Raw genomic sequence first — 18,641 nt, forward strand, 5'->3', positions numbered from 1 at the left:
TTCGGCTGCTCTTTAAAAAATCTTCTATCCTACTGCTTCTAAAGCAATGTTTTTGCTTTGGACTACATTTCGCGTGTATTCATCAATTCTACGCTCGATTTCCGGACGAAAATTACGTATCAACCCCTGTACAGGCCATGCGGCAGCATCACCAAGCGCACAAATAGTGTGTCCTTCAACCTGTTTAGACACTTCAAACAAAAGATCAATCTCGCGTTTTTGTGCTCTTCCCTCAACCATACGCCCTAAAAGACGCATCATCCAACCCGTCCCCTCACGACACGGAGTACACTGACCACAACTCTCGTGCTTGAAAAAAGCAGCTATACGCCAAATTGCCTTGATAATATCGGTTGATTTATCCATAACAATCATTCCCCCCGTGCCAAAAGAAGACCCGACATCTCGCATCCCATCAAAATCCATGATCGCATCGATCATATCCTCACCACGGACGACTGGACAAGAAGCCCCCCCTGGAATAACTGCTAAAAGATTATTCCACCCACCACGAACACCACCCGTATGTTTTTCAATTAATTCACGGAATGAAACACCAAGAGCGTCTTCAAATGTACAAGGTGCATTAACATGCCCTGAAACCATAAATAATTTCGTTCCAACATTATTTGCTCGTCCGATTGACGAAAACCACGAAGCACCCCGTCGCAAAATCGTTGGAACAACAGCAATGGACTCTACATTATTTACTGTTGTTGGACAGCCATAAATCCCCATATTGGCAGGAAATGGTGGTTTAAGCCGAGGTTGTCCCTTTTTTCCCTCAAGACTTTCAAGAAGAGCTGTTTCTTCACCACAAATATAAGCACCAGCTCCATGATGAATAATAATATCACAAGCATGCCCATATTTCGTTTTTTTGCCAAGTAAACCTGCATCATAGCATTCATCAACGGCAGCTTGTAGCGCTTCACGTTCACGAATATATTCACCACGAATATAAATAAAAGCAACATTGGCTCCCATAGCAAAAGTAGCGATTGCACATCCTTCAATCAAAGTATGGGGATCATGACGTAAAATATCACGGTCTTTACAAGTTCCAGGTTCAGATTCATCGGCATTGACAACCAAATAATGAGGACGCCCATCATTCTGCTTTGGCATAAAGGACCACTTCATTCCGGTAGGAAAACCAGCACCACCACGCCCACGCAAACCGGATGCCTTCACCTCATCAATGATCCAATCACGACCTTTGTCAATCATCTCTTTCAGACCATTCCAATGCCCACGCAACATCGCAGCCTTTAATGATTTGTCTTTTAAACCATAAATATTGGTGAAGATACGATCTTTATCAGCTAGCATACCCCACCTTTTTTTCTATTACCCATAGCATTTTCCGCTTTTCCTCAAATGCAATTTTTAAATATCTTTTCAAGACTTCTTACTTTTCATTAAATGTTGCCATCATGGGTAGAATAATAAAATATTTTCTCAAGAAAAATACTTAATTATGTCCCCACTCTTTCCTTATCCTTTTTTGGTGAAGACTTGAGAGATCTTTTTTCCTTCTCATCATCAATAAGAGAAGTTAAACCACTAATCGGTTCCGACGACTTACGGCTACTTTGCGGACCAACCGCTATCTCAGAACCTTTCCCAGCTTCAAATGCATCAATAATTTCTTCAAGACGCTCAGCTGTAAGATCTTCATAAGTATCTTTAAAAATCATAACCATCGGAGCATTCACACAAGCACCAAGACATTCTACCTCTTCCCATGATAAGGTTCCATCCTGATTGGTAACAAAAGGTTCATGATGAATTTTTTTCTGACAAACTTTAATCAATTCACCAGATCCACGTAACATACAAGGGGTCGTACCACAAACTTGAATATGCGCTTTTGTTCCAACAGGCTTAAGCTGAAACTGAGTGTAAAAAGTTGCAACTTCCAAAACACGAATATAAGCCATGGAAAGAATCTGAGCAATATGCTCAATCGCGGCACGTGTCACCCAACCATCTTGTTCTTGAGCACGCATTAATAATGGAATTACAGCAGACTGCTCACGCCCTACAGGATATTTCTCTATAGTATTTTTTACCCATATCTGATTTTCTTTTGTAAAAGAAAACTCAGCGGGCTGATAAACATCATCTGCAAGACGGCGTACGGACATTAGCGATCAACCTCCCCAAAAACAATATCAATCGAACCCAAAATAGCTGTAGCATCCGCCAGCATATGACCTCTGGTTAAAAAATCCATAGCTTGGAGATGCGCAAACCCAGGAGCACGCAACTTTACACGATAAGGCTTATTGGTTCCATCAGAAACAAGATAAACACCAAACTCACCCTTCGGAGCTTCCACAGCAACATATACTTCTCCAGGAGGCGTATGAAAACCTTCCGTATAAAGCTTGAAATGATGAATCAGTGCTTCCATCGAACTTTTCATTTCACTCCGTTTCGGTGGTACAATCTTGCGATCCAAGCTCGAAACCGGTCCATTTTTTTCAGTACTCAGCAAACGCTCCACACATTGGCGCATAATTTTTGCTGATTGACGCATTTCTTCCATACGAATTAGATAACGATCATAACAATCGCTATTCTTACCTACAGGAATATCAAATTCCATTTCATCATAACATTCGTAAGGTTGGCTTTTACGTAAATCCCATGGAACACCAGCCCCACGAATCATAACCCCAGAAAAACCACGTGCCCAAGCTTCATCAATAGTTACCACGCCAATATCCACATTACGCTGCTTAAAAATCCGATTTGGCGTTACAAGCGCATCAAGTTTACCAAGAGCAACAAGAAAAGGATCAATAAAATTACCTATATCTTCAACTAAAGATTCTGGTAAATCTTGATGCACACCACCAGGGCGAAAATAATTTGCATGAAGACGTGCGCCACAGGCACGCTCATAAAAAATCATCAATCTTTCACGTTGCTCAAACCCCCAAAGAGGTGGTGTTAAAGCACCAACATCCATTGCCTGTGTCGTTACATTAAGCAAATGATTAAGAATACGCCCAATTTCAGAAAACAAAACACGTATTAATTGCCCTCTTTTAGGAACTTTAATATCCAATAACTTTTCAATAGCAAGGACAAAAGCATGTTCCTGATTCATAGGAGCAACATAATCCAAACGATCCAGATAAGGACCCGCTTGAAGATAAGTTTTTGTTTCCATTAATTTTTCGGTACCGCGATGCAATAACCCAATATGTGGATCTACACGCTCAACAACTTCACCGTCCAACTCCAAAACCATGCGCAAAACCCCATGCGCGGCAGGATGCTGCGGACCAAAATTGATATTAAAGTTTCGAACATTGACCTCAGCCACAATCAACCCCTTGCTTTTTAAAAAACTTCATATCAAATATCAAAAAAATCTATCATACTAAAAAATATTTAATTATTTAAGAAATACAGTACTCTAATATAATGCCTTATCAAAACAAATATTATTATTTTTCATCCGCTTTTCCATCACATGGCAAAGTATACTGTCCTCCTTCCCAAGGAGAAAGAAAATCAAAATTACGCATCTCTTGACGCAAAACAACAGGCTCATAAATTACCCTCTTTGCTTCATTATCATAACGACATTCAACAAATCCTGTCACAGGAAAGTCTTTGCGTAAAGGATATCCTTCAAACCCATAATCTGTTAAAATCCTTCTCAAATCCGGATGTCCTGAAAATAAAATCCCATACATATCATACGTTTCACGTTCATACCACTCTGCGCCAGGATAAACCGTACAAGCTGAAGCAACAGGAGTATTTTCATCCGTACGAACTTTTACACGTAAGCGTAAATTCTCACGAGGAGATAACAATTGGTAAGAAACATCAAAGCGCTTATCGCGAGAAGGATAATCCACACCACTAATGTCTGTGAGATTAATAAATTGACAGCGCGAATCATCACGAACAAACATTAAGACATCGATAATTGCATCAAGACGTGCCACAATGGTCAATTCACCAAAAGCAATAACAGTCTCTTCAAGCTTATTTTTTAACTTGTTTTCCAAATAAGCAGCAAGTTCAACCAAAGTTTTATCCATCATGACAAGAAAACTCTCTATCGCTCTATGGATCCGGTACGACGGATTTTTTTCTGTAGCAACAATATGCCGTATAATAATGCCTCTGCTGTAGGTGGGCACCCTGGAACATATATATCGACAGGCACGATACGATCACATCCACGCACTACTGAATAGGAATAATGATAATATCCCCCACCGTTTGCACATGATCCCATAGAAATCACATAACGTGGCTCTGGCATCTGATCGTACACTTTTCTTAAAGCAGGAGCCATCTTATTTGTTAGAGTACCTGCAACCACCATCACATCTGACTGACGGGGTGAAGCTCGTGGCGCATATCCAAAACGCTCATTATCATAATGAGGCATTGAGCATTGCATCATTTCGATAGCACAACAAGCCAAACCAAAACTCATCCACATTAAAGAACCGGTACGTGCCCAAGTAATCAAAGCATCTGCCGAAGTAACTAAAAACCCCTTATCTGATAATTCAGCATTAATATCACGAAAAAACTTATCGTCAGACCCTATCAGCTCACCAGTATTGGGATTAATGATTCCTTTTGGTTTTGGAGCAGCAATCGTTGAATTATTAGATCTTAATTCCATTCAAGGGCTCCTTTTTTCCATTCATATATAAACCCAATAGTCAAAATTGCTAAAAACACAATCATAGACCAAAAGCCAAACATACCTATTGATTCGAATGAAACAGCCCAAGGAAAAAGAAAAGCAACTTCAAGATCAAAAATAATAAATAAAATTGATACCAAATAGAAACGAATATCAAACTTCATGCGTGCATCACTAAATGAATTAAACCCACATTCATAAGCCGATAACTTTTCAGGATCAGGGGAACGATATGCTACAATGTAAGGTGTAATCAACAAAACTCCAGCAATAACAGCTGACACAATAATGAAAATCAAGACCGGTAAATAAGAGCTCAATAAATAAGCCATAACCCTCTTCCATCGTAACGAAATGCCTGAGTTTAACACAATGATTCAATATTGCGAGACCAAACAGACAAATTTAATAATCGCTCTATTAATTCTATTCATACTGCTTCAAAGGCATATAGAGCGATACTTTTCTTATCGGCATAGGTAACGCAGAGCAAAGAAAGACGCAAGCCCTATTATTATAAACCATATAAAAAGAAAGAAAAAACATATCATCCCCCAATCAAATACTCCACCACCACACTCAATACTATATGGATATTTTAAAAAGGAAATTTCACAAGGAATCACGAAATGGCGCGAGTGACGGGGCTCGAACCCGCGACCTCCGGCGTGACAGGCCAGCACTCTAACCAACTGAGCTACACCCGCGCATTTTTTTCGAACCAATTTAATTTGGTACAAGCGGTCGTGTAAGGGGTTCATGCGTTTATGTCAAGAAGGATTATGCATTTTTAAAAAAAATTATCAAATACCATCTTTATTCTTGCGTTTAGAAAAATTTTTCCTTAAAGAGTTCCCATTCAATTGCCAATCATTGCATTGGGCGATTAGCTCAGCTGGTAGAGCGCCTCGTTTACACCGAGGATGTCGGGAGTTCGAGTCTCTCATCGCCCACCATTTTATTTTGTAAATAAGTTTTTTATTTTACACATACTTATGAATGAATCGGCTTTTAAAAGCTTGTCTGTTAAAGTTTATGCTTTCTGCCTCTGCATAATTTAGCGTTTTTAAGTTCTATTCTTGAAAAACTATGCAATACCTTAGCAAGCTATCTATTGATCTAAGCGTATTGTTCAATAATCTTTTCTTCTATTCCAACTAACTTTTTGCTTCTCCCACAAAAAAAGCATTATAAATATACCTAATTTCCAGTCATATCTGGAAGAGATTTTAAACTATCGATGCAAATCTTACATAAAAATTTTTTCAAATAGTGCAAACCAGCCATTCCCTCCAAGCCGCCCTTTAGACGCACTAAATATCTAAATATTTTTATTTAGAAAATTAAAATCTTTTAAAGAGCTTTCTTATCGAATTATGCTTATTTAAACTCAATAAAAACTTTCCTTGAATATATTATGTCATTCTTACAAATTTATCTCTCATAAACTGTCAAAACAATAACATTTTTTTTCGCAGATATGAACGATTTGAATAGAATAAATATCTGGAAAGATAAAATAATTCAAAAATACACGCCCGCAAAGAATTTAATATAATTTATCAAATATTTTCAACTGAACATTTCTTATTATTACGAATATCGGTCGTTAAAACTTAAAAAATATTGCTTTGTAAAAAATTTTTAAACAGAAAAAAGAAATGATAAATATCATATTTACTTTTCATTTTTTCAGAAAAAACGATCATGTTTAAAAATAAAACTGTTAGATAACACACTCAAAGAATTAACTTATGAAGAATTATTTTAATTGAAATTTAAATAATTTTACAAAGAACGCTTTAAAATACGTATTAAAATGATTGACCTTTTGCAAGAAATTTGTCAGAAAGCATATCCAGTTTGGAGGGGTGGCCGAGCGGTTTAAGGCACCGGTCTTGAAAACCGGCGTGCAGGAGACTGTACCGTGGGTTCGAATCCCACCCCCTCCGCCACAGCACTTTTATGGTGCTATAGCTTATTGATTTCATGTGTGTTTTTTCAAGGTGCGGGATTCGTAAATAAAGGTTCGGGAATAGGATTCTCGAACATGCTTCTACGAAGCGCATGCTTGTTTGCTAACTTTCTCTAATAATTTTTTAAATTCTGCTAAATCCTGTTGTGAAAGATTATGTAAATTTCTAACAAACATGCCAACAATTTCACGACTCAACGGATTAGAAGGCTTTATAGTGAAGCTTTTACGACAAGCATCCGATTCTCTTCTCAAAATTTCTGCTACCTCTTGATCTAAAGTGTAGAGTTCAATTATCTTTTCCTCTAATCCTACAGGAACAGATCTTTTGCCAATTTCTACAGATGATAAAAATGCTACAGATATATCTAATTTTTTAGCCATATCTAAAAGGCGTTCTGAATGATCAATGCGAAGTTTGCGTAAGGTTTTACCAAATGGTGTTGGCATCTAAAAAATCCTATTAAAAAAGAAGCTCTCTCGTGATTCTAGCAGAAATTCTCAGGTTTTGGTTAGCTCCTTTTAAAAATTGACTTCCTACCCTCCTTAATACACAAGGTTGTATAGCATGACGGATAAATCTCTTGACATAGGTTTGAAATGTAGTACATTGTAGTACAATTAAGTAGGAGGTTTAGTAATGGGAAAAATTCAAGCCCGCATACCTGATGAAGTTCAAGAAATTGCAAGTGCAGTTATTAAGTCTACGGGTTTAACTATATCGGATGCAGTGCGCATGTTTATGACCCGCATTGCTAGAGATAGAGCATTACCACTTGATCTATTCCAACCAAATCCGGAAACATTACAAGCTATCGAGGATGCCGAAATGGGACGCGTCGAACGTACATCATTAGACGGCTTAAGGACCATGATACGCTCAGATAGAACCGAAGCACGTAAATCTGAAAAGCAAACCTAAGCTTGCTATGCGGGAAATTGTCTATACGCGTTCATTCCGCCGTGACCTTAAACGTGAAAGCAAAGGTAAATATGCTAATGCACTAGAGGAGGATTTGCTGCTTGTGGTCAAAGCGTTAGCGGAGAATGAACCGCTAAAGGCGCATTGGAGAGATCATGCACTAACAGGTCAGTGGCGCAATTGTCGTGATTGTCACATAAAGCCGGATTTAGTTTTGATCTATCGAAAGCCAGATGCCAAAACACTAGAGCTTTTACGACTTGGTTCCCATTCTGAACTGCGTTTATAATTGGATCTCCAATTCATAGTAATAAAGAATTTTACGAAATTTTTTCTTTTATGACAGTTGTTCAGTTCTTTGAAAACCACTGCTTTAAATGTGCAATGACATTATCTAGCGCATCCATGAGGCGTGCAAAATCAAGGATCAACAAAAAGATAAAAAACGCTATCCATTTCATAAAGCGAGACATCATTTTCACACTTTGGTAGGTAAGTATCATTTCTTGAAGCATTTCTTTTTCTGCTTCTGTAAGCTCTATATCGTCTTGTGTTTTTTTTCTAGCCATGTTTCCACCCACACAAGCGTTGACCCTGCTCGTTATGCTTTAAGATCTCTCTTGCTAAGTTTGAGCTAATGGTGTTCAGATCTTGCCGGCTTAAATAAATAGGTAACCAACCAACACAAGAAGAAACATATTTATTTGTCGCGCAACCAGTGAGAGAGAGCAGCACGCACATCAGCATCACTTTTTTGATTAACTTCACTTTCCACCTCAAGCCGTGTTGTGGCTGCTTTTAAAGCTTTTTCTGTTTGCTTTTGTTGCTCTACTTTTTTCCCAAGAGTAAAAGCTTTTGCTAAGGCAATAAAAAAAGCGGCTAAAGCCGCACCTGTTACCATCAAGTTTCTTTTCATCCATAAGATCATAGGCGGTGCTCCTGAAAGCGTTTAGCAACAAAGAAAATGCCAGTACATGCCGCTAAAACCATAATGGCGGCTAAAGCCCATTGGATTGGTCCATTGCCCGCTAAAAACCCACCAAGACCTGAGAAAGAACCAATAATCGGTGCCAATGCTTCTGCTTTGAGAAACCCTGTTGGTTGTTTCGTTTCTACTGTTTGATAATTAGAAGAAACATAAGCCCCTTTCGCCCATAGCCCTGCCTCTGCTACACGCCGGTGTACGAGACCTTGTAAACGTTTGCCTCCTGCTTTGGTCCATTTCTGCAATTCGGTTGGTACTGCTTCATAATCCCCCCGATTAAGCCTTTTAAGCAATGTAGAGTTTTGGAAAGCTGCAATACCTACATTATAACAAAAGGAAACAAGAGCGCCGAACTGCTCGTCGCTTAAATTCACACAAACTGCTTTTTCTACCGCTCTCTCATATTGCTGCAAATCTGCTAAAAGCATGGTTTCGGCTTTTTTTTCCGTAATCACCATACCCTCAACAACTTTTGGTTTACCGGCTTTTTTCGTATGACCATAACCAATCGTCCATATGCCAGAAGTATCTTGATAAGCCTGCAAGCGCAAACCTTCCCACTTTTTTAAACAGTATAAACAGTCTTTACTTATTTTTCGTGCCATTGTTCAATTCACCTTATAAATATACCTTTATGAGTACTGCTCCGTCACCACCGTCGCCGCCAATTTTGTCGCCTCCGGATTTCCCATCGAAATATCCCCCGCCGCCGCCAGCTCCATTGCCGCCACGACCACCTCTACCACCTTTGTAACTCTCACCACCCTGCCCCATGATAGAACCCTTACATTTACCGCCACCGCCGCCGCCGCCGCCAAGAAAAGAACTTCCACCGGTACCAGCTCTCTTGCCGTCACTTCCACTCCCTCCACCATTACCACCAGAAAAAATAAAGCTCTCACCACTGGTGCCCCCCCTGTTTCCTCCTCCATCCCCGCCTTTCCCTCCAAAGTTAACATAAATCATGGAGACGGAATATCCTCCTTCTGCTGTAACAAGCCCTTTGATAATTGTTTTACCACCATTGCATAAAATGTTACTGTCATTGCCTTTACCACCACGACCAATGTAAGCTGTTTTTAATTTATCTAAATCAGAACCTTTCATTTTAACATGCACGCATTGACCGCCGCCGCCGCCGCCATCTTTAACGCCACCACCTCCACCGCCCCAAGCCCATACTTCGATATCGGTGTCAGCAGTAATACCATCAGGCAATGGAATATCTCCGCTTTCTGTCATCAGAATTTCAACAGGTTTTCTAACCCCGCCACCATTGTTGCCGCTACCAGCGCCGCTGCTATTGCTACTATTTGCTTTGATTGAAGCCATCAGTTTGGCTGGTGAGATAAGTGCATCCACTGTCTTTGTGCCATCAATCCAGTCTTTTTTTGCAAGAGGTTGAATGAGATCAACTTTTTTCTGTACACTATCCGCTGTTTCTTGTGCGACACTTGCCACAGCTTGTGCCCTGTCTCCTGTTTTTTGTGCGGACTCAGCTATTGTTTGTGCAAAATCCGCTGTATTGAATGCAGCACTCCCTATACTCCTTGCCTCACTTGCTGCATAAAGCCCTTGTTGTGCACTTTCTTGTGCGTGCTGTGCCACATCTTCAATTTTATCAATTTTTGCAACCTGTGCACGTTCTTGAGGGGTTAAAATAAGATGCGTATTCCCCTCTTTCATATTCTCCATATCAAAGGCATCTTTTTCTATTTTATCTGGATCATAAACTGATTTTGACATACCAACAGACTTTGAGCCTACAAAATAACGAATGGTATTTTTGAGATCTACTGGAGATATGGGATAATAAACACCTTCATCTCCCCTCCGCCATTTTTCCATCGTTGGCTGCGTAGAACTCAACCATCGTAGCTTTGATCTTTCCTCTGTGGTTAAGATCTTTTTGGTAGGACCCTCGTGCATATTTTCCATAGAAAATGCATTTGCCCCCACATTGTCGGGGTCATATGTAGCAGCCTTCATATCGCCAATCCCTAAAGGCGATATTTTTACCCAGCCAGCGCCTGATAAAATCGCATTCTCATGCGCTTCACCACTTGCTTCAATATCGTTGATTGTGACCTTATCTTTGTAAGCAAGAGCTCCAATATCTCTCTTTGCAACAGCATCATCAGCCTTTTTTCCTTGAGCAGCAGTTGCAAAATATTCTACCTCATAAGCTGCTGCACTCCCCACTGAAACGGGTGCAAGAGCCTTACTATCTAAAACACCTTCTTTAACTTCTTTCTTTGTTGCTGGTTCAAGCTTAAATATGTGCGTATGATAGGGTAATGGCATCGCGTTTTATTCCTTAGTAAGTCTATTTTTTGAGGTTGTGGGAGATGAGAGACTGTAATTCATCAATAAGTTTTTGCATGATCTCTATGCGTTTATCTGTTGCTTCTTGATACTGTGCCAAAGCGCTTAAAAGATCATGCTGTATGTCGCTTTTGACAAGATCAAGTACCTTATTCAATGGCGCATGAACCATTCTATTGCTTGCATAAAAAAGGACGCGGATTTGCTCCGCGTCCGCAATATCATCAATAGCAGACGGATTATTGATCATCTGAAAACCTTATGATTTTATGGCATAAACAACCGTAGCATTAACAGGGCGCGTTTCTGCCTCGCCCGTTGAAGAAAGTGTTATCTTGTGCGTGTGCATTCCAGCAGGTTCTGTTATCCCTGTAAGGGTTTGATAGTGATAACTGGGGTTCCTTCTGCCAATATCATTGGCGCTCCATCCAACTCCAGCATACTGAAAATTGTGTGCGTGCTGCCCCGCCGATTCAACGCTACAAGCATGTGTGTGCGATTTAAGGCAATCTTGCTGTATATCAGCAAATTTTCTACTTCTGTCTAAACCGCGACCATTATCAAAGCCGCGCAAAAACATTCCTCTAAAGTCTGGAACTTTAAAGGTTGTATCGCTGTTTTTTCCCCATTTATCCCCTATCGCCTTGAATAATTGCGGATAATCCTTGCGTTCATAAGTAGCGCCATCACATAAAAGCCAGCCGTTTGGGACTTCTTGCATAGCAAAGGTCGCAATAAACCCTGAAGGAAAGGTTTCGACCTTCGGTGGTGGAATGGGGGTAGGGTTTAAAAGATACCAGCCATCAAGACCTTTTGTTGATATGCCATCATTATAGACTATTTCATAAATACCACCCATTTGTAACTCACCACCTGTCAATGGTACTATTCCCGTGCTGGTGGCTTTATAGAGTGGCTTTGCTCCTATATTATTCATGTTTATTGTTGTCGTACCAATATTTATACCACGCGCCTTAAAGCGGATAATGATATCGTTTTTATATTTTGCTATCGGCGACACCGTCGTCAACGTAATTGATGTTGTTTGTTCCTTTCCATTCACAATAAACTTTGAGTCAAGAGAACCACCATTATCGGCAAGATATTCACGTATACGCTGCATCATGACCCGCGCACTATCATTAACAGAACTAGGCGGCTGCCCTTCTGCCCAATTAATGATACTATCGGAATTGGCATTTTGATCAGCTGTGAGTGACCAGTCATAAATATCAGACATGATAAGCCCCCGTTCTTCTTAATAGCTCTTCGCGCAATTGCTCTTCTTTTTGCCGCCCATAGGAACCAACAGATTGCCGCCTAGAGGGATCAATAAGAGCTGTTAAATCTGTCGGGCGCCCAGTCGATTGTGAGAAACCCGCCATGACTGGTTGCTGCAACATTTGTTGTTGTACCATCTGTGCCTGCTGTTTTTGTCTTTCTCCATTCTCTCTCATTAAATGAAGCAAACCGGAAAAGCCCTTTTTAAGAGCACCTGCATCAATACCTTGTGCTTGCAATGGTGTGGTTTCCATAACCTGTCCTGTTAAATTGTCTCTGCTTTCAGGTGCCATCATTCTGTTTGGGAATGGCGTGTCATATGTCATTAATTGGTTGCCCCCTTGATCACCTTGAGCCACTTGATTACCTTGAAGTGTCTTTTGAAGCCTCTCAACCCCACGCAAAGGACCCACCTCGTTTGGTGCTGCTTGTCCATTGCTTTGGTTTTGCTGTATCGTTCTCTTCAAAGCATCTCCCGTTTTATTGTAAAGCCCATAAATATGATTCATAAAATCCCCTGCTGTAGCTTCCATGTTGCCACCGTTGAGTGTGACTGCCTGTCGACCTAAAAGCTGGCTTGCTGGAATATGTGGATTTTTGATAAGCTTTACTGCCCCTGCTGGTCCTTGTTGGTGTGCGAGGTAAAGCTCTGCCTCTGATGGCTCTCTGCCTAATGCTGTTGCTAAATAACGCGTATTATCCTTCGTTAACCGTGCCATAGCATCGGTTGCTTGAAAGGGATCAAACTTGTCATTCAGTTGATAGTGTTTTGCTGTTGAATCTAAAAATTGATACAGCCCCCCTGCACTGCTGTTCTTATTTCTTGCATTTGGATTACCGTTACTTTCTATCATAGCAACACGTTCAAGAAAGCTTTCTGGCAAACCATATTTTTGTGCTGCCTGTGAGATAGCACGCTTCACATTAGGATGAAAATTGATCATTAGTTTATAACCGTTCTATCAACGCTGCTATTCAAAATAATGCCAACAAAATTAATGAATTTCGTATAATTTTCTCGTGTTATTAAGCGTTTCTTTTCTGCTTCATGAAACTTCTTAATTAATTCAACGGCTTTTTCTCTTGCTAATCCAAAATCTCCTTTTTCCCGCGCTGTTATAAGCGCTGCAATATCTCTCTCAGTATCTTTATGGACGCTTGAGAGTTTGCGTCCAAATTTCCCTAAGAAATTTTTTACAACTGCCTTGATGAAAGCAATCTTTCCTATACCCATAGTCTGTTGTGCCCCCCTCTCTTCCACTTCACCTATATGGTTTGGCAATCGTGCAAAAAGCTTTGTTCTTTCCACTTCTGGTTGCAACACTTTCATAAGTTGCTTGGCTTTATCCTCACCAAAAATACGCTGCAACTTTTCTTGACCATTTTGCGTGTCAAACAAACTCAAAAGACTGTGTTCAAAATTCTGTGCATTGCCTGCCGCAGTTTCTATTTGTGACCGTACACCTTTTTGAAAAGCCTCTTTTTCCATCAACCCCAAATCTGAAAGTTGTCTGTTGATTGTATCAAGATCAACACTCTTATTCAGTGCTTTTTTTCCTTGCTCCAAAGCATCACCAATAGTACGCTCGTCATAATAAATTTTCCGTGCTTTAGCATAATCTGGAGATGACGTATCTAAAACGTCCAGAATGCGTTGTTTGAACAGAGTCAAATCTCGCGCATATCCTTGTTTTCCTTTGATACGAGCAGAATTAATTTGATCATCCAAAACCTCTTTCATCTTATGTAAAATCCGCATATTCAGTTTTGGATATCCATTGCTCCCTATAACTGTTGCATCCGCTTCATTTGGCATTTGTGCAATTGCTTTTTTGTATGCTTTTTGAAATGCGGGGGTTTCTTGCAACCGCGATAAATCTTTACTGACAGCATTAGAAATAGGAGAAGCTTTCGCCCTCTCATAAAATGGTTCAGCTTTTTTCTGTGCTTGTTTGATAATCTCTTGCTTTAAATTAAGCGTATCTACTTTTGGACCCATCACATCTGTCAACGCATCCTTTACCCGCAGTGCACTCGCATCTTGCCTTTCATTCAAACGATTACTTATGAGCGAATATGTATCATGGTCTTTTTTTGCTGCCTTAAAAGCTCTTTTAGCAAGCCCATCATGAAGATCAATAATCATTGAATCAGGACCTCGCTGTTTTAATGCCCTTTCAAGCTTATCAACACCTTCATCCCCTAAAGTTTGGCTTACATCCCTAAGCGCTCTATCGCTTATCTGAAATGCTTCTTTTTCTGGCATTAGCGCTGCTTTTGCTGCCATTTCAGCTGGGCTTATAGGTCCTCTCAATGCTGCTTTAAGTGATTTTGTCACAAAAGGTGTCACTTTTGATACGCCACTGGCAACAAATGGTGTTGCAACGCCTAGCCCTGCACCAACCCCATCAGACACTAGAGTATCTGCAAGCCCTTCCCCTTCACCACTGCCTGCTATTCCACCATAAATGGCTCCAGTTTTTGCTGCACGCCCCAAGCTAAATTTTGCCGCCTCTTTACTTGCTACTGCTTTCATTGCTGCTTCACCTGCAGCTTTTGCCGCTGCCCGTTCCGCACCCTCTGCTAAAGCAGATTGCACCGCCCTTTCTCCTGCTGCTAAAGCTTTACTGGTTATTTGTGCTCCTGCAACACCAGCTCTACCTCCCAGCACAACATCAGCCCCAATTGCCGCACGAGCAGCAGCAGGAGCCCCTGCCGCGGGTGGAAAGAGGGCAGAAGCAATTACGGGTGCCGCAGCACCCGTTAAATTCCCCGCAAGAGATAGATAAAAATGATCTCGGTTCGCCGCTCTTTGATAGTCACGCCATCGCTTTGTTACTTCATTATATTTTTTGACTGCCTCTTTATCTCCCATCCAATAATCCCAAGGTCCTGCTTCTAATATTCCAGCTATTTCATCATCATACCCCATGGTTAACCCATGAAGAGCACCCCATCCAAAAGCACCCGCTGCACTCGGATGTGGACTATCTTCTTCTGTTGCACCATTATTTCCTGTAACAGAACCACTTAGCCTTTCCTTATTCTTCGCGAAAAGCTCTTGAAGCTGTTCTGGTGTATAGTCACTTATATGCCCAATGACTCTTGTGTTTTTACGATTAATAAGAGGAGGGATTACTTCAGCCATTGGTTTGTTTCTCCTTAATGCGTCCATCTCTATCAACGAACAACATGCCTTCCGGCAATGCTTCTATCTGTTTTTCTAGTGGATCATTTGACTGTGCATGATTTCCCTTATAAGCATCTTGCCCATAGGCGGCTCGAACGAGCTCGTTTGTTGCTTCTGCACCACCAAAAAGAATTGCGCGCGTTGCTGCATTGGATTTATTGAAAGTGTCAATAACTGTTTTTAAAGATTTCTTCATTTGCTCTGCAGAAAGATCTTGATACAACGCCGCTACAGAGTTTTGCAATGCTTGCAATTCCATATTAGACAAATTCCCAAAGCCAGATGCGCCATTTGGTGAAAATGCTTTTGCTTTTCTCAAGGCATCAAGCCCGATACTTGCCTTCAATGAATCAAGCATATGCCCAAAATCTTTTGCCTTAGAATTAGGAAGGAACGACATTATAGGACCAGTGAAACCAACAACATGCGGGTGTTCCTCAATAGTTTTTAGCAATTCTTTAGATGCTGAGAGTATACGATTTGACCTGTCTGCTGTTTCCAGAATTCGCATTTGCATTTGTTGGTTTTTACGCTCCTCCTCCTTCTGTTCTTGAATTAATTTATGTTCTGAACCACTGCCTGCAATTGGCACCGCACGTATGCCACCAAGTGCATTTTCATCCTTAACATACATATAACCTGATTCAGGCTTTGACAGCATGCCATCGGTATTCCCCCCTAATCCAGAAGTAGTGGAACGCTGTCCTCCTTGGACAGGTATAATTTTCCCTGTGCTTGTTGAGACTTGGAAAGTCATATCCTCAGGCAATCCCTGCTCTGCCTTTTCTTCTGATGTCAATGTTCTATAGCCTTCTTGAGGGCTTAACGTGTTGCCTATGATTTTCATGGCAAGATCTGGATATTGCGTGAGTGCTTGCGCATCTTCATCGCTATACCCTTTAGAGCGTAAAAATTGCAAAGTTTGTTTATGTTGTGCGCGTTCCTTGTTGCCCTGCCGCATAAGGATAGATGCATTTGAAAAACTTTCTTGTGGTGTCTTTCCTAACGCAAGCCCTGCAAAAAAATCCATTAAATGCTCGGAAAATTCTGATTTTCTAAAACGCTCCCATAAACTACTTGGATTTGCATCTTTATGAATAAAGTTTCCAACTGCGTTTACATAATCGGTTGCCTGTTCGGGCTTAGCACTTGCTTTTAAATGCTCCTCTTCTGGTAAGTGTGCATTCAAATGTTTTTCTTCTCCTATAGGTGCATCAAAAAGCTTTTCCTCATCATTTCCAGAATCGTTTTTCAAAGAGTTTTCCGCTATAGATTTCTCATTAAGTTGAGCAATATAATCCATCACATTTTTCTGCTGTCGCCCAGCTTCATCCCCACTAGACTGATCAATGTTCGCAACAAGTGGAGATTGAGGAATCATTGATGCAACACCTCCCTGCTCTGAGACGTCATGCTTTTGTTGCTCTGGCGCCTCTTGTATCTTAACAGTATCCTTTGAAACATCCGGTAATGGAGGCATTTGGCGCTTTAAATCATCCGTAGACATAATCAATTCTGCTGGCGTTTTTTTCCCAACTTCTCCTCCTCCTGCTTGAGAACCACGAATAAGCTCTGTAGGACTCAATTTTTGTGGAGTATTATCCCCATTTCTCGCATCAAAAGGGTTTGTGCTAAAAGCAGCACGTTCTAAAAAACTTGGCTTGTATCGCCCTTCCAACGGCGTGCTTGGAGGCGTAGAAAGCTGTTCGAACAAATGCTTTGGCAATTGAGGTATGACCTGATACATCAAGGGACGCAAAAATTTTGGATCAAACAACTTTAAAAGAGAATTTGTGTTTTCTTGTTCCATCACTGCACCCTTTCCATCTCAAAGCCAAGCTTGCCATAATCCACATGCAAAAAGCCTGTCGCCTTATGCAAGAAAACAGCTTCAGGTTTTGACTTCAAAACATCTTGCGCCATTACACCGCGATAGCGCTCTGGATAGCCCTTGTAATTATACTCATAGAGTTTGTGTCCATCTCGCTGCCCAACTTGCACGATATTTTCTTTCGCTCTGATGTCGCTAAGCCCAGCAAAAGTACCAAGGATAGTTCCAACATTTCCAACAATCTCCCACGGATTAGGTTTTGGCTGTGGAGTCAATGTCGTCATTTGTCCTGTGCGCGTTCCATAATTTCCAGCAACAGCCCCACCAGCTGCGAGCAACTTACTTAACTGGTCCCAATCAAGATTGTTCTGCTGCTCCCATTTTTGCCGCTCTTCATCCAATTGCCGTTGATGATTGGCATCAAGTACACTCCCTCCCGTCAACGCATTAAGATTTGCCTGACCTTGACCTTGAAAGAAGTTATTGGCGCCCGCCAACTGATTTTGGTTTGCTTGGTCAATGAGACCATTGGCATTCATCATATTGTTGACATCTTGGTTATATTGCTGTGATAGAGCTTGTGTTGCTATGCCCCCCAATTCATTAGCCAAAACCCCAGTATGCGCCCCAGAACCATAACGCCCCGCACCTGCCAATGAACTATTAATAGAGCTTGTTGCCTTATTTAATGTGTTTTGAAGCGCTTCATCAAAGTAAGGGTTATTGCCTATTTGTTGCCCTGAAGCCATGTTCTTTAAGTTTTGGCTTGTTGAATTTTGCCCTGTGGCTAATCCATTTAAATAATTGTTATCATAGTTATGCGTATTATTGCTAAGCCCATTAATCGCATTCTTTGTTTGATCACTTAAACCCGCAACTCGCTGCCCGTCATAAACGGCTTTTCCGCTGCCTTGGTTATAAAAAGTCATGGCATCTTGAGCTGCGTGTTCAAAAATACCTTTTGCCCATGCAGGGGGTTCATTTGTTTGCGTCGTGTTTTGGGTATTCTGGATTGGTTTAGAACTTTTTCCCATATTAAAGCTGCTTTCTATATTCTAAAAGATTAACGAAATATCCATGCGATTTAAGAGATTTTTCCCACCCTCGCCTGCCTATGATGACAAGCTCTTTTGCCCCTTTTTTCTTGTAATAGGCTTCAATCTGAGTGATAAGCTTTGTTAAGGGCGCTCCTCCCTTTCCACCAAGCGTGACAATAACCGCCCTTAATGCTCCAGTGACGAGTTCCTGTAACTGTGTTGTGACATGCGCCATAAAGTTTTCATGCGCATCAACGATAATCCAAAGAACTTTTTCTCCCTTCAAAATATCGTTTAAAATGGTCTCTGTATTATAATCATCAGGGAATTTTTGATTAAAGTAAGCTATCGATTTTATGACATTCTCAAAATAGGGCGCCATTTGTTCAGCGCTCCATTTTT

20 protein-coding genes and 3 tRNA genes are annotated in these 18,641 nt (G+C 40.8%); 4 read left to right on the top strand and 19 right to left on the bottom strand.

The features are described 5' to 3' along the window. Window positions 1-24 precede the first annotated feature (24 nt). From nuoF to ACFIJQ_RS02940, 7 genes are all read right to left on the bottom strand, one after another. Window positions 25-1,332 carry an NADH-quinone oxidoreductase subunit NuoF gene (gene nuoF / locus ACFIJQ_RS02910; protein ID WP_015856355.1) on the bottom strand — a complete coding sequence of 436 codons (1,308 nt, stop codon included), beginning with the start codon at window positions 1,330-1,332 and terminating at the stop codon, window positions 25-27. A 146-nt stretch (window positions 1,333-1,478) separates the two neighbouring features. Next, window positions 1,479-2,150: an NADH-quinone oxidoreductase subunit NuoE gene (gene nuoE / locus ACFIJQ_RS02915; protein WP_375628451.1), complete on the bottom strand. Its 672-nt coding sequence runs from the start codon at window positions 2,148-2,150 to the stop codon at window positions 1,479-1,481. Beyond that, complete coding sequence (locus ACFIJQ_RS02920) at window positions 2,150-3,340, bottom strand: NADH-quinone oxidoreductase subunit D (protein ID WP_273787995.1); 1,191 nt, start codon at window positions 3,338-3,340, stop codon at window positions 2,150-2,152. The genes nuoE and ACFIJQ_RS02920 overlap by 1 nt, the downstream gene beginning before the upstream one ends. A gap of 124 nt (window positions 3,341-3,464) precedes the next feature. Further along, window positions 3,465-4,070, bottom strand: coding sequence for an NADH-quinone oxidoreductase subunit C (locus tag ACFIJQ_RS02925; RefSeq protein WP_015856352.1), 606 nt, complete (start codon window positions 4,068-4,070; stop codon window positions 3,465-3,467). 17 nt (window positions 4,071-4,087) lie between these two features. After that, entirely contained in the window at window positions 4,088-4,669 is a 582-nt protein-coding gene (locus ACFIJQ_RS02930; RefSeq protein ID WP_273787996.1) for an NADH-quinone oxidoreductase subunit B family protein, read from the bottom strand. Continuing rightward, the gene (locus ACFIJQ_RS02935; protein WP_005773599.1) at window positions 4,660-5,025 is read right to left on the bottom strand and encodes an NADH-quinone oxidoreductase subunit A; all 366 of its coding nucleotides are present in this window, start codon (window positions 5,023-5,025) and stop codon (window positions 4,660-4,662) included. The genes ACFIJQ_RS02930 and ACFIJQ_RS02935 overlap by 10 nt, the downstream gene beginning before the upstream one ends. A gap of 298 nt (window positions 5,026-5,323) precedes the next feature. After that, a tRNA-Asp gene (locus ACFIJQ_RS02940) sits at window positions 5,324-5,400 on the bottom strand. Window positions 5,401-5,573: 173 nt separating this feature from the next. On the opposite strand from ACFIJQ_RS02940, the gene ACFIJQ_RS02945 reads away from it, so the two are divergent. Together ACFIJQ_RS02945 and ACFIJQ_RS02950 are read left to right on the top strand one after the other, a co-directional pair. Then, window positions 5,574-5,649 (top strand) — tRNA-Val (locus ACFIJQ_RS02945). Between the two features lie 909 nt (window positions 5,650-6,558). Beyond that, a tRNA-Ser gene (locus tag ACFIJQ_RS02950) sits at window positions 6,559-6,648 on the top strand. 101 nt (window positions 6,649-6,749) lie between these two features. Here the strand turns inward: ACFIJQ_RS02950 and ACFIJQ_RS02955 are convergent. Beyond that, complete coding sequence (locus tag ACFIJQ_RS02955; RefSeq protein WP_273787997.1) at window positions 6,750-7,118, bottom strand: helix-turn-helix domain-containing protein; 369 nt, start codon at window positions 7,116-7,118, stop codon at window positions 6,750-6,752. A gap of 190 nt (window positions 7,119-7,308) precedes the next feature. Between ACFIJQ_RS02955 and ACFIJQ_RS02960 the strand changes: the two genes are divergently transcribed. Continuing rightward, window positions 7,309-7,590, top strand: a complete 282-nt coding sequence (locus ACFIJQ_RS02960; protein ID WP_015856349.1) for a type II toxin-antitoxin system RelB/DinJ family antitoxin — start codon at window positions 7,309-7,311, stop codon at window positions 7,588-7,590. Window positions 7,591-7,597: 7 nt separating this feature from the next. Further along, window positions 7,598-7,879 carry a type II toxin-antitoxin system YafQ family toxin gene (locus ACFIJQ_RS02965; RefSeq protein ID WP_273787998.1) on the top strand — a complete coding sequence of 94 codons (282 nt, stop codon included), beginning with the start codon at window positions 7,598-7,600 and terminating at the stop codon, window positions 7,877-7,879. A 61-nt stretch (window positions 7,880-7,940) separates the two neighbouring features. Here the strand turns inward: ACFIJQ_RS02965 and ACFIJQ_RS02970 are convergent, their stop codons facing one another. The 11 genes from ACFIJQ_RS02970 to ACFIJQ_RS03020 form a co-directional block, all read right to left on the bottom strand. After that, on the bottom strand, window positions 7,941-8,159 hold the full coding sequence (locus ACFIJQ_RS02970; RefSeq protein WP_273787999.1) for a hypothetical protein: 219 nt from the start codon (window positions 8,157-8,159) through the stop codon (window positions 7,941-7,943). Between the two features lie 131 nt (window positions 8,160-8,290). Then, window positions 8,291-8,518 carry a hypothetical protein gene (locus ACFIJQ_RS02975; RefSeq protein ID WP_273788001.1) on the bottom strand — a complete coding sequence of 76 codons (228 nt, stop codon included), beginning with the start codon at window positions 8,516-8,518 and terminating at the stop codon, window positions 8,291-8,293. Further along, complete coding sequence (locus tag ACFIJQ_RS02980) at window positions 8,515-9,180, bottom strand: lysozyme (RefSeq protein ID WP_273788002.1); 666 nt, start codon at window positions 9,178-9,180, stop codon at window positions 8,515-8,517. The genes ACFIJQ_RS02975 and ACFIJQ_RS02980 overlap by 4 nt, the downstream gene beginning before the upstream one ends. Window positions 9,181-9,193: 13 nt before the next feature. Continuing rightward, entirely contained in the window at window positions 9,194-10,879 is a 1,686-nt protein-coding gene (locus ACFIJQ_RS02985) for a hypothetical protein (RefSeq protein WP_375628455.1), read from the bottom strand. A gap of 22 nt (window positions 10,880-10,901) precedes the next feature. After that, complete coding sequence (locus ACFIJQ_RS02990) at window positions 10,902-11,150, bottom strand: hypothetical protein (RefSeq protein ID WP_375628457.1); 249 nt, start codon at window positions 11,148-11,150, stop codon at window positions 10,902-10,904. A gap of 9 nt (window positions 11,151-11,159) precedes the next feature. Continuing rightward, complete coding sequence (locus ACFIJQ_RS02995) at window positions 11,160-12,140, bottom strand: phage tail protein (protein WP_375628458.1); 981 nt, start codon at window positions 12,138-12,140, stop codon at window positions 11,160-11,162. After that, window positions 12,133-13,125, bottom strand: a complete 993-nt coding sequence (locus ACFIJQ_RS03000; RefSeq protein WP_375628459.1) for a transglycosylase SLT domain-containing protein — start codon at window positions 13,123-13,125, stop codon at window positions 12,133-12,135. Before ACFIJQ_RS03000 ends, ACFIJQ_RS02995 begins: the two co-directional genes overlap by 8 nt. Then, a complete protein-coding gene (locus tag ACFIJQ_RS03005; RefSeq protein ID WP_375628461.1) occupies window positions 13,125-15,329 on the bottom strand; it encodes a hypothetical protein in 2,205 nt (734 codons plus the stop codon). Before ACFIJQ_RS03005 ends, ACFIJQ_RS03000 begins: the two co-directional genes overlap by 1 nt. Further along, a complete protein-coding gene (locus ACFIJQ_RS03010) occupies window positions 15,322-17,181 on the bottom strand; it encodes a hypothetical protein (protein ID WP_375628463.1) in 1,860 nt (619 codons plus the stop codon). The genes ACFIJQ_RS03005 and ACFIJQ_RS03010 overlap by 8 nt, the downstream gene beginning before the upstream one ends. After that, a complete protein-coding gene (locus ACFIJQ_RS03015) occupies window positions 17,181-18,236 on the bottom strand; it encodes a tail fiber domain-containing protein (protein WP_273788009.1) in 1,056 nt (351 codons plus the stop codon). Before ACFIJQ_RS03015 ends, ACFIJQ_RS03010 begins: the two co-directional genes overlap by 1 nt. A gap of 1 nt (window position 18,237) precedes the next feature. Continuing rightward, the gene (locus ACFIJQ_RS03020; RefSeq protein WP_041581411.1) at window positions 18,238-18,621 is read right to left on the bottom strand and encodes a hypothetical protein; all 384 of its coding nucleotides are present in this window, start codon (window positions 18,619-18,621) and stop codon (window positions 18,238-18,240) included. Window positions 18,622-18,641: the final 20 nt, after the last annotated feature.

This window comes from Bartonella sp. TT67HLJMS (genome assembly GCF_042193375.1).
Lineage (GTDB): Bacteria > Pseudomonadota > Alphaproteobacteria > Rhizobiales > Rhizobiaceae > Bartonella > Bartonella grahamii.

Excerpts from the sequence above, each read along its gene's own strand:
- ACFIJQ_RS03000 (WP_375628459.1), bottom strand. The coding sequence starts at position 13,125 with ATGATCAATTTTCATCCTAATGTGAAGCGTGCTATCTCACAGGCAGCA.
- ACFIJQ_RS02985 (WP_375628455.1), bottom strand. The coding sequence starts at position 10,879 with ATGCCATTACCCTATCATACGCACATATTTAAGCTTGAACCAGCAACA.
- ACFIJQ_RS02925 (WP_015856352.1), bottom strand. The coding sequence starts at position 4,070 with ATGGATAAAACTTTGGTTGAACTTGCTGCTTATTTGGAAAACAAGTTA.
- ACFIJQ_RS02955 (WP_273787997.1), bottom strand. The coding sequence starts at position 7,118 with ATGCCAACACCATTTGGTAAAACCTTACGCAAACTTCGCATTGATCAT.
- ACFIJQ_RS02980 (WP_273788002.1), bottom strand. The coding sequence starts at position 9,180 with ATGGCACGAAAAATAAGTAAAGACTGTTTATACTGTTTAAAAAAGTGG.
- ACFIJQ_RS02935 (WP_005773599.1), bottom strand. The coding sequence starts at position 5,025 with ATGGCTTATTTATTGAGCTCTTATTTACCGGTCTTGATTTTCATTATT.
- ACFIJQ_RS03020 (WP_041581411.1), bottom strand. The coding sequence starts at position 18,621 with ATGGCGCCCTATTTTGAGAATGTCATAAAATCGATAGCTTACTTTAAT.
- ACFIJQ_RS02975 (WP_273788001.1), bottom strand. The coding sequence starts at position 8,518 with ATGATCTTATGGATGAAAAGAAACTTGATGGTAACAGGTGCGGCTTTA.
- ACFIJQ_RS03010 (WP_375628463.1), bottom strand. The coding sequence starts at position 17,181 with ATGGAACAAGAAAACACAAATTCTCTTTTAAAGTTGTTTGATCCAAAA.
- ACFIJQ_RS02995 (WP_375628458.1), bottom strand. The coding sequence starts at position 12,140 with ATGTCTGATATTTATGACTGGTCACTCACAGCTGATCAAAATGCCAAT.
- nuoF (WP_015856355.1), bottom strand. The coding sequence starts at position 1,332 with ATGCTAGCTGATAAAGATCGTATCTTCACCAATATTTATGGTTTAAAA.
- ACFIJQ_RS02990 (WP_375628457.1), bottom strand. The coding sequence starts at position 11,150 with ATGATCAATAATCCGTCTGCTATTGATGATATTGCGGACGCGGAGCAA.
- nuoE (WP_375628451.1), bottom strand. The coding sequence starts at position 2,150 with ATGTCCGTACGCCGTCTTGCAGATGATGTTTATCAGCCCGCTGAGTTT.
- ACFIJQ_RS02965 (WP_273787998.1), top strand. The coding sequence starts at position 7,598 with ATGCGGGAAATTGTCTATACGCGTTCATTCCGCCGTGACCTTAAACGT.
- ACFIJQ_RS03015 (WP_273788009.1), bottom strand. The coding sequence starts at position 18,236 with ATGGGAAAAAGTTCTAAACCAATCCAGAATACCCAAAACACGACGCAA.
- ACFIJQ_RS02930 (WP_273787996.1), bottom strand. The coding sequence starts at position 4,669 with ATGGAATTAAGATCTAATAATTCAACGATTGCTGCTCCAAAACCAAAA.
- ACFIJQ_RS02960 (WP_015856349.1), top strand. The coding sequence starts at position 7,309 with ATGGGAAAAATTCAAGCCCGCATACCTGATGAAGTTCAAGAAATTGCA.
- ACFIJQ_RS02970 (WP_273787999.1), bottom strand. The coding sequence starts at position 8,159 with ATGGCTAGAAAAAAAACACAAGACGATATAGAGCTTACAGAAGCAGAA.
- ACFIJQ_RS03005 (WP_375628461.1), bottom strand. The coding sequence starts at position 15,329 with ATGGCTGAAGTAATCCCTCCTCTTATTAATCGTAAAAACACAAGAGTC.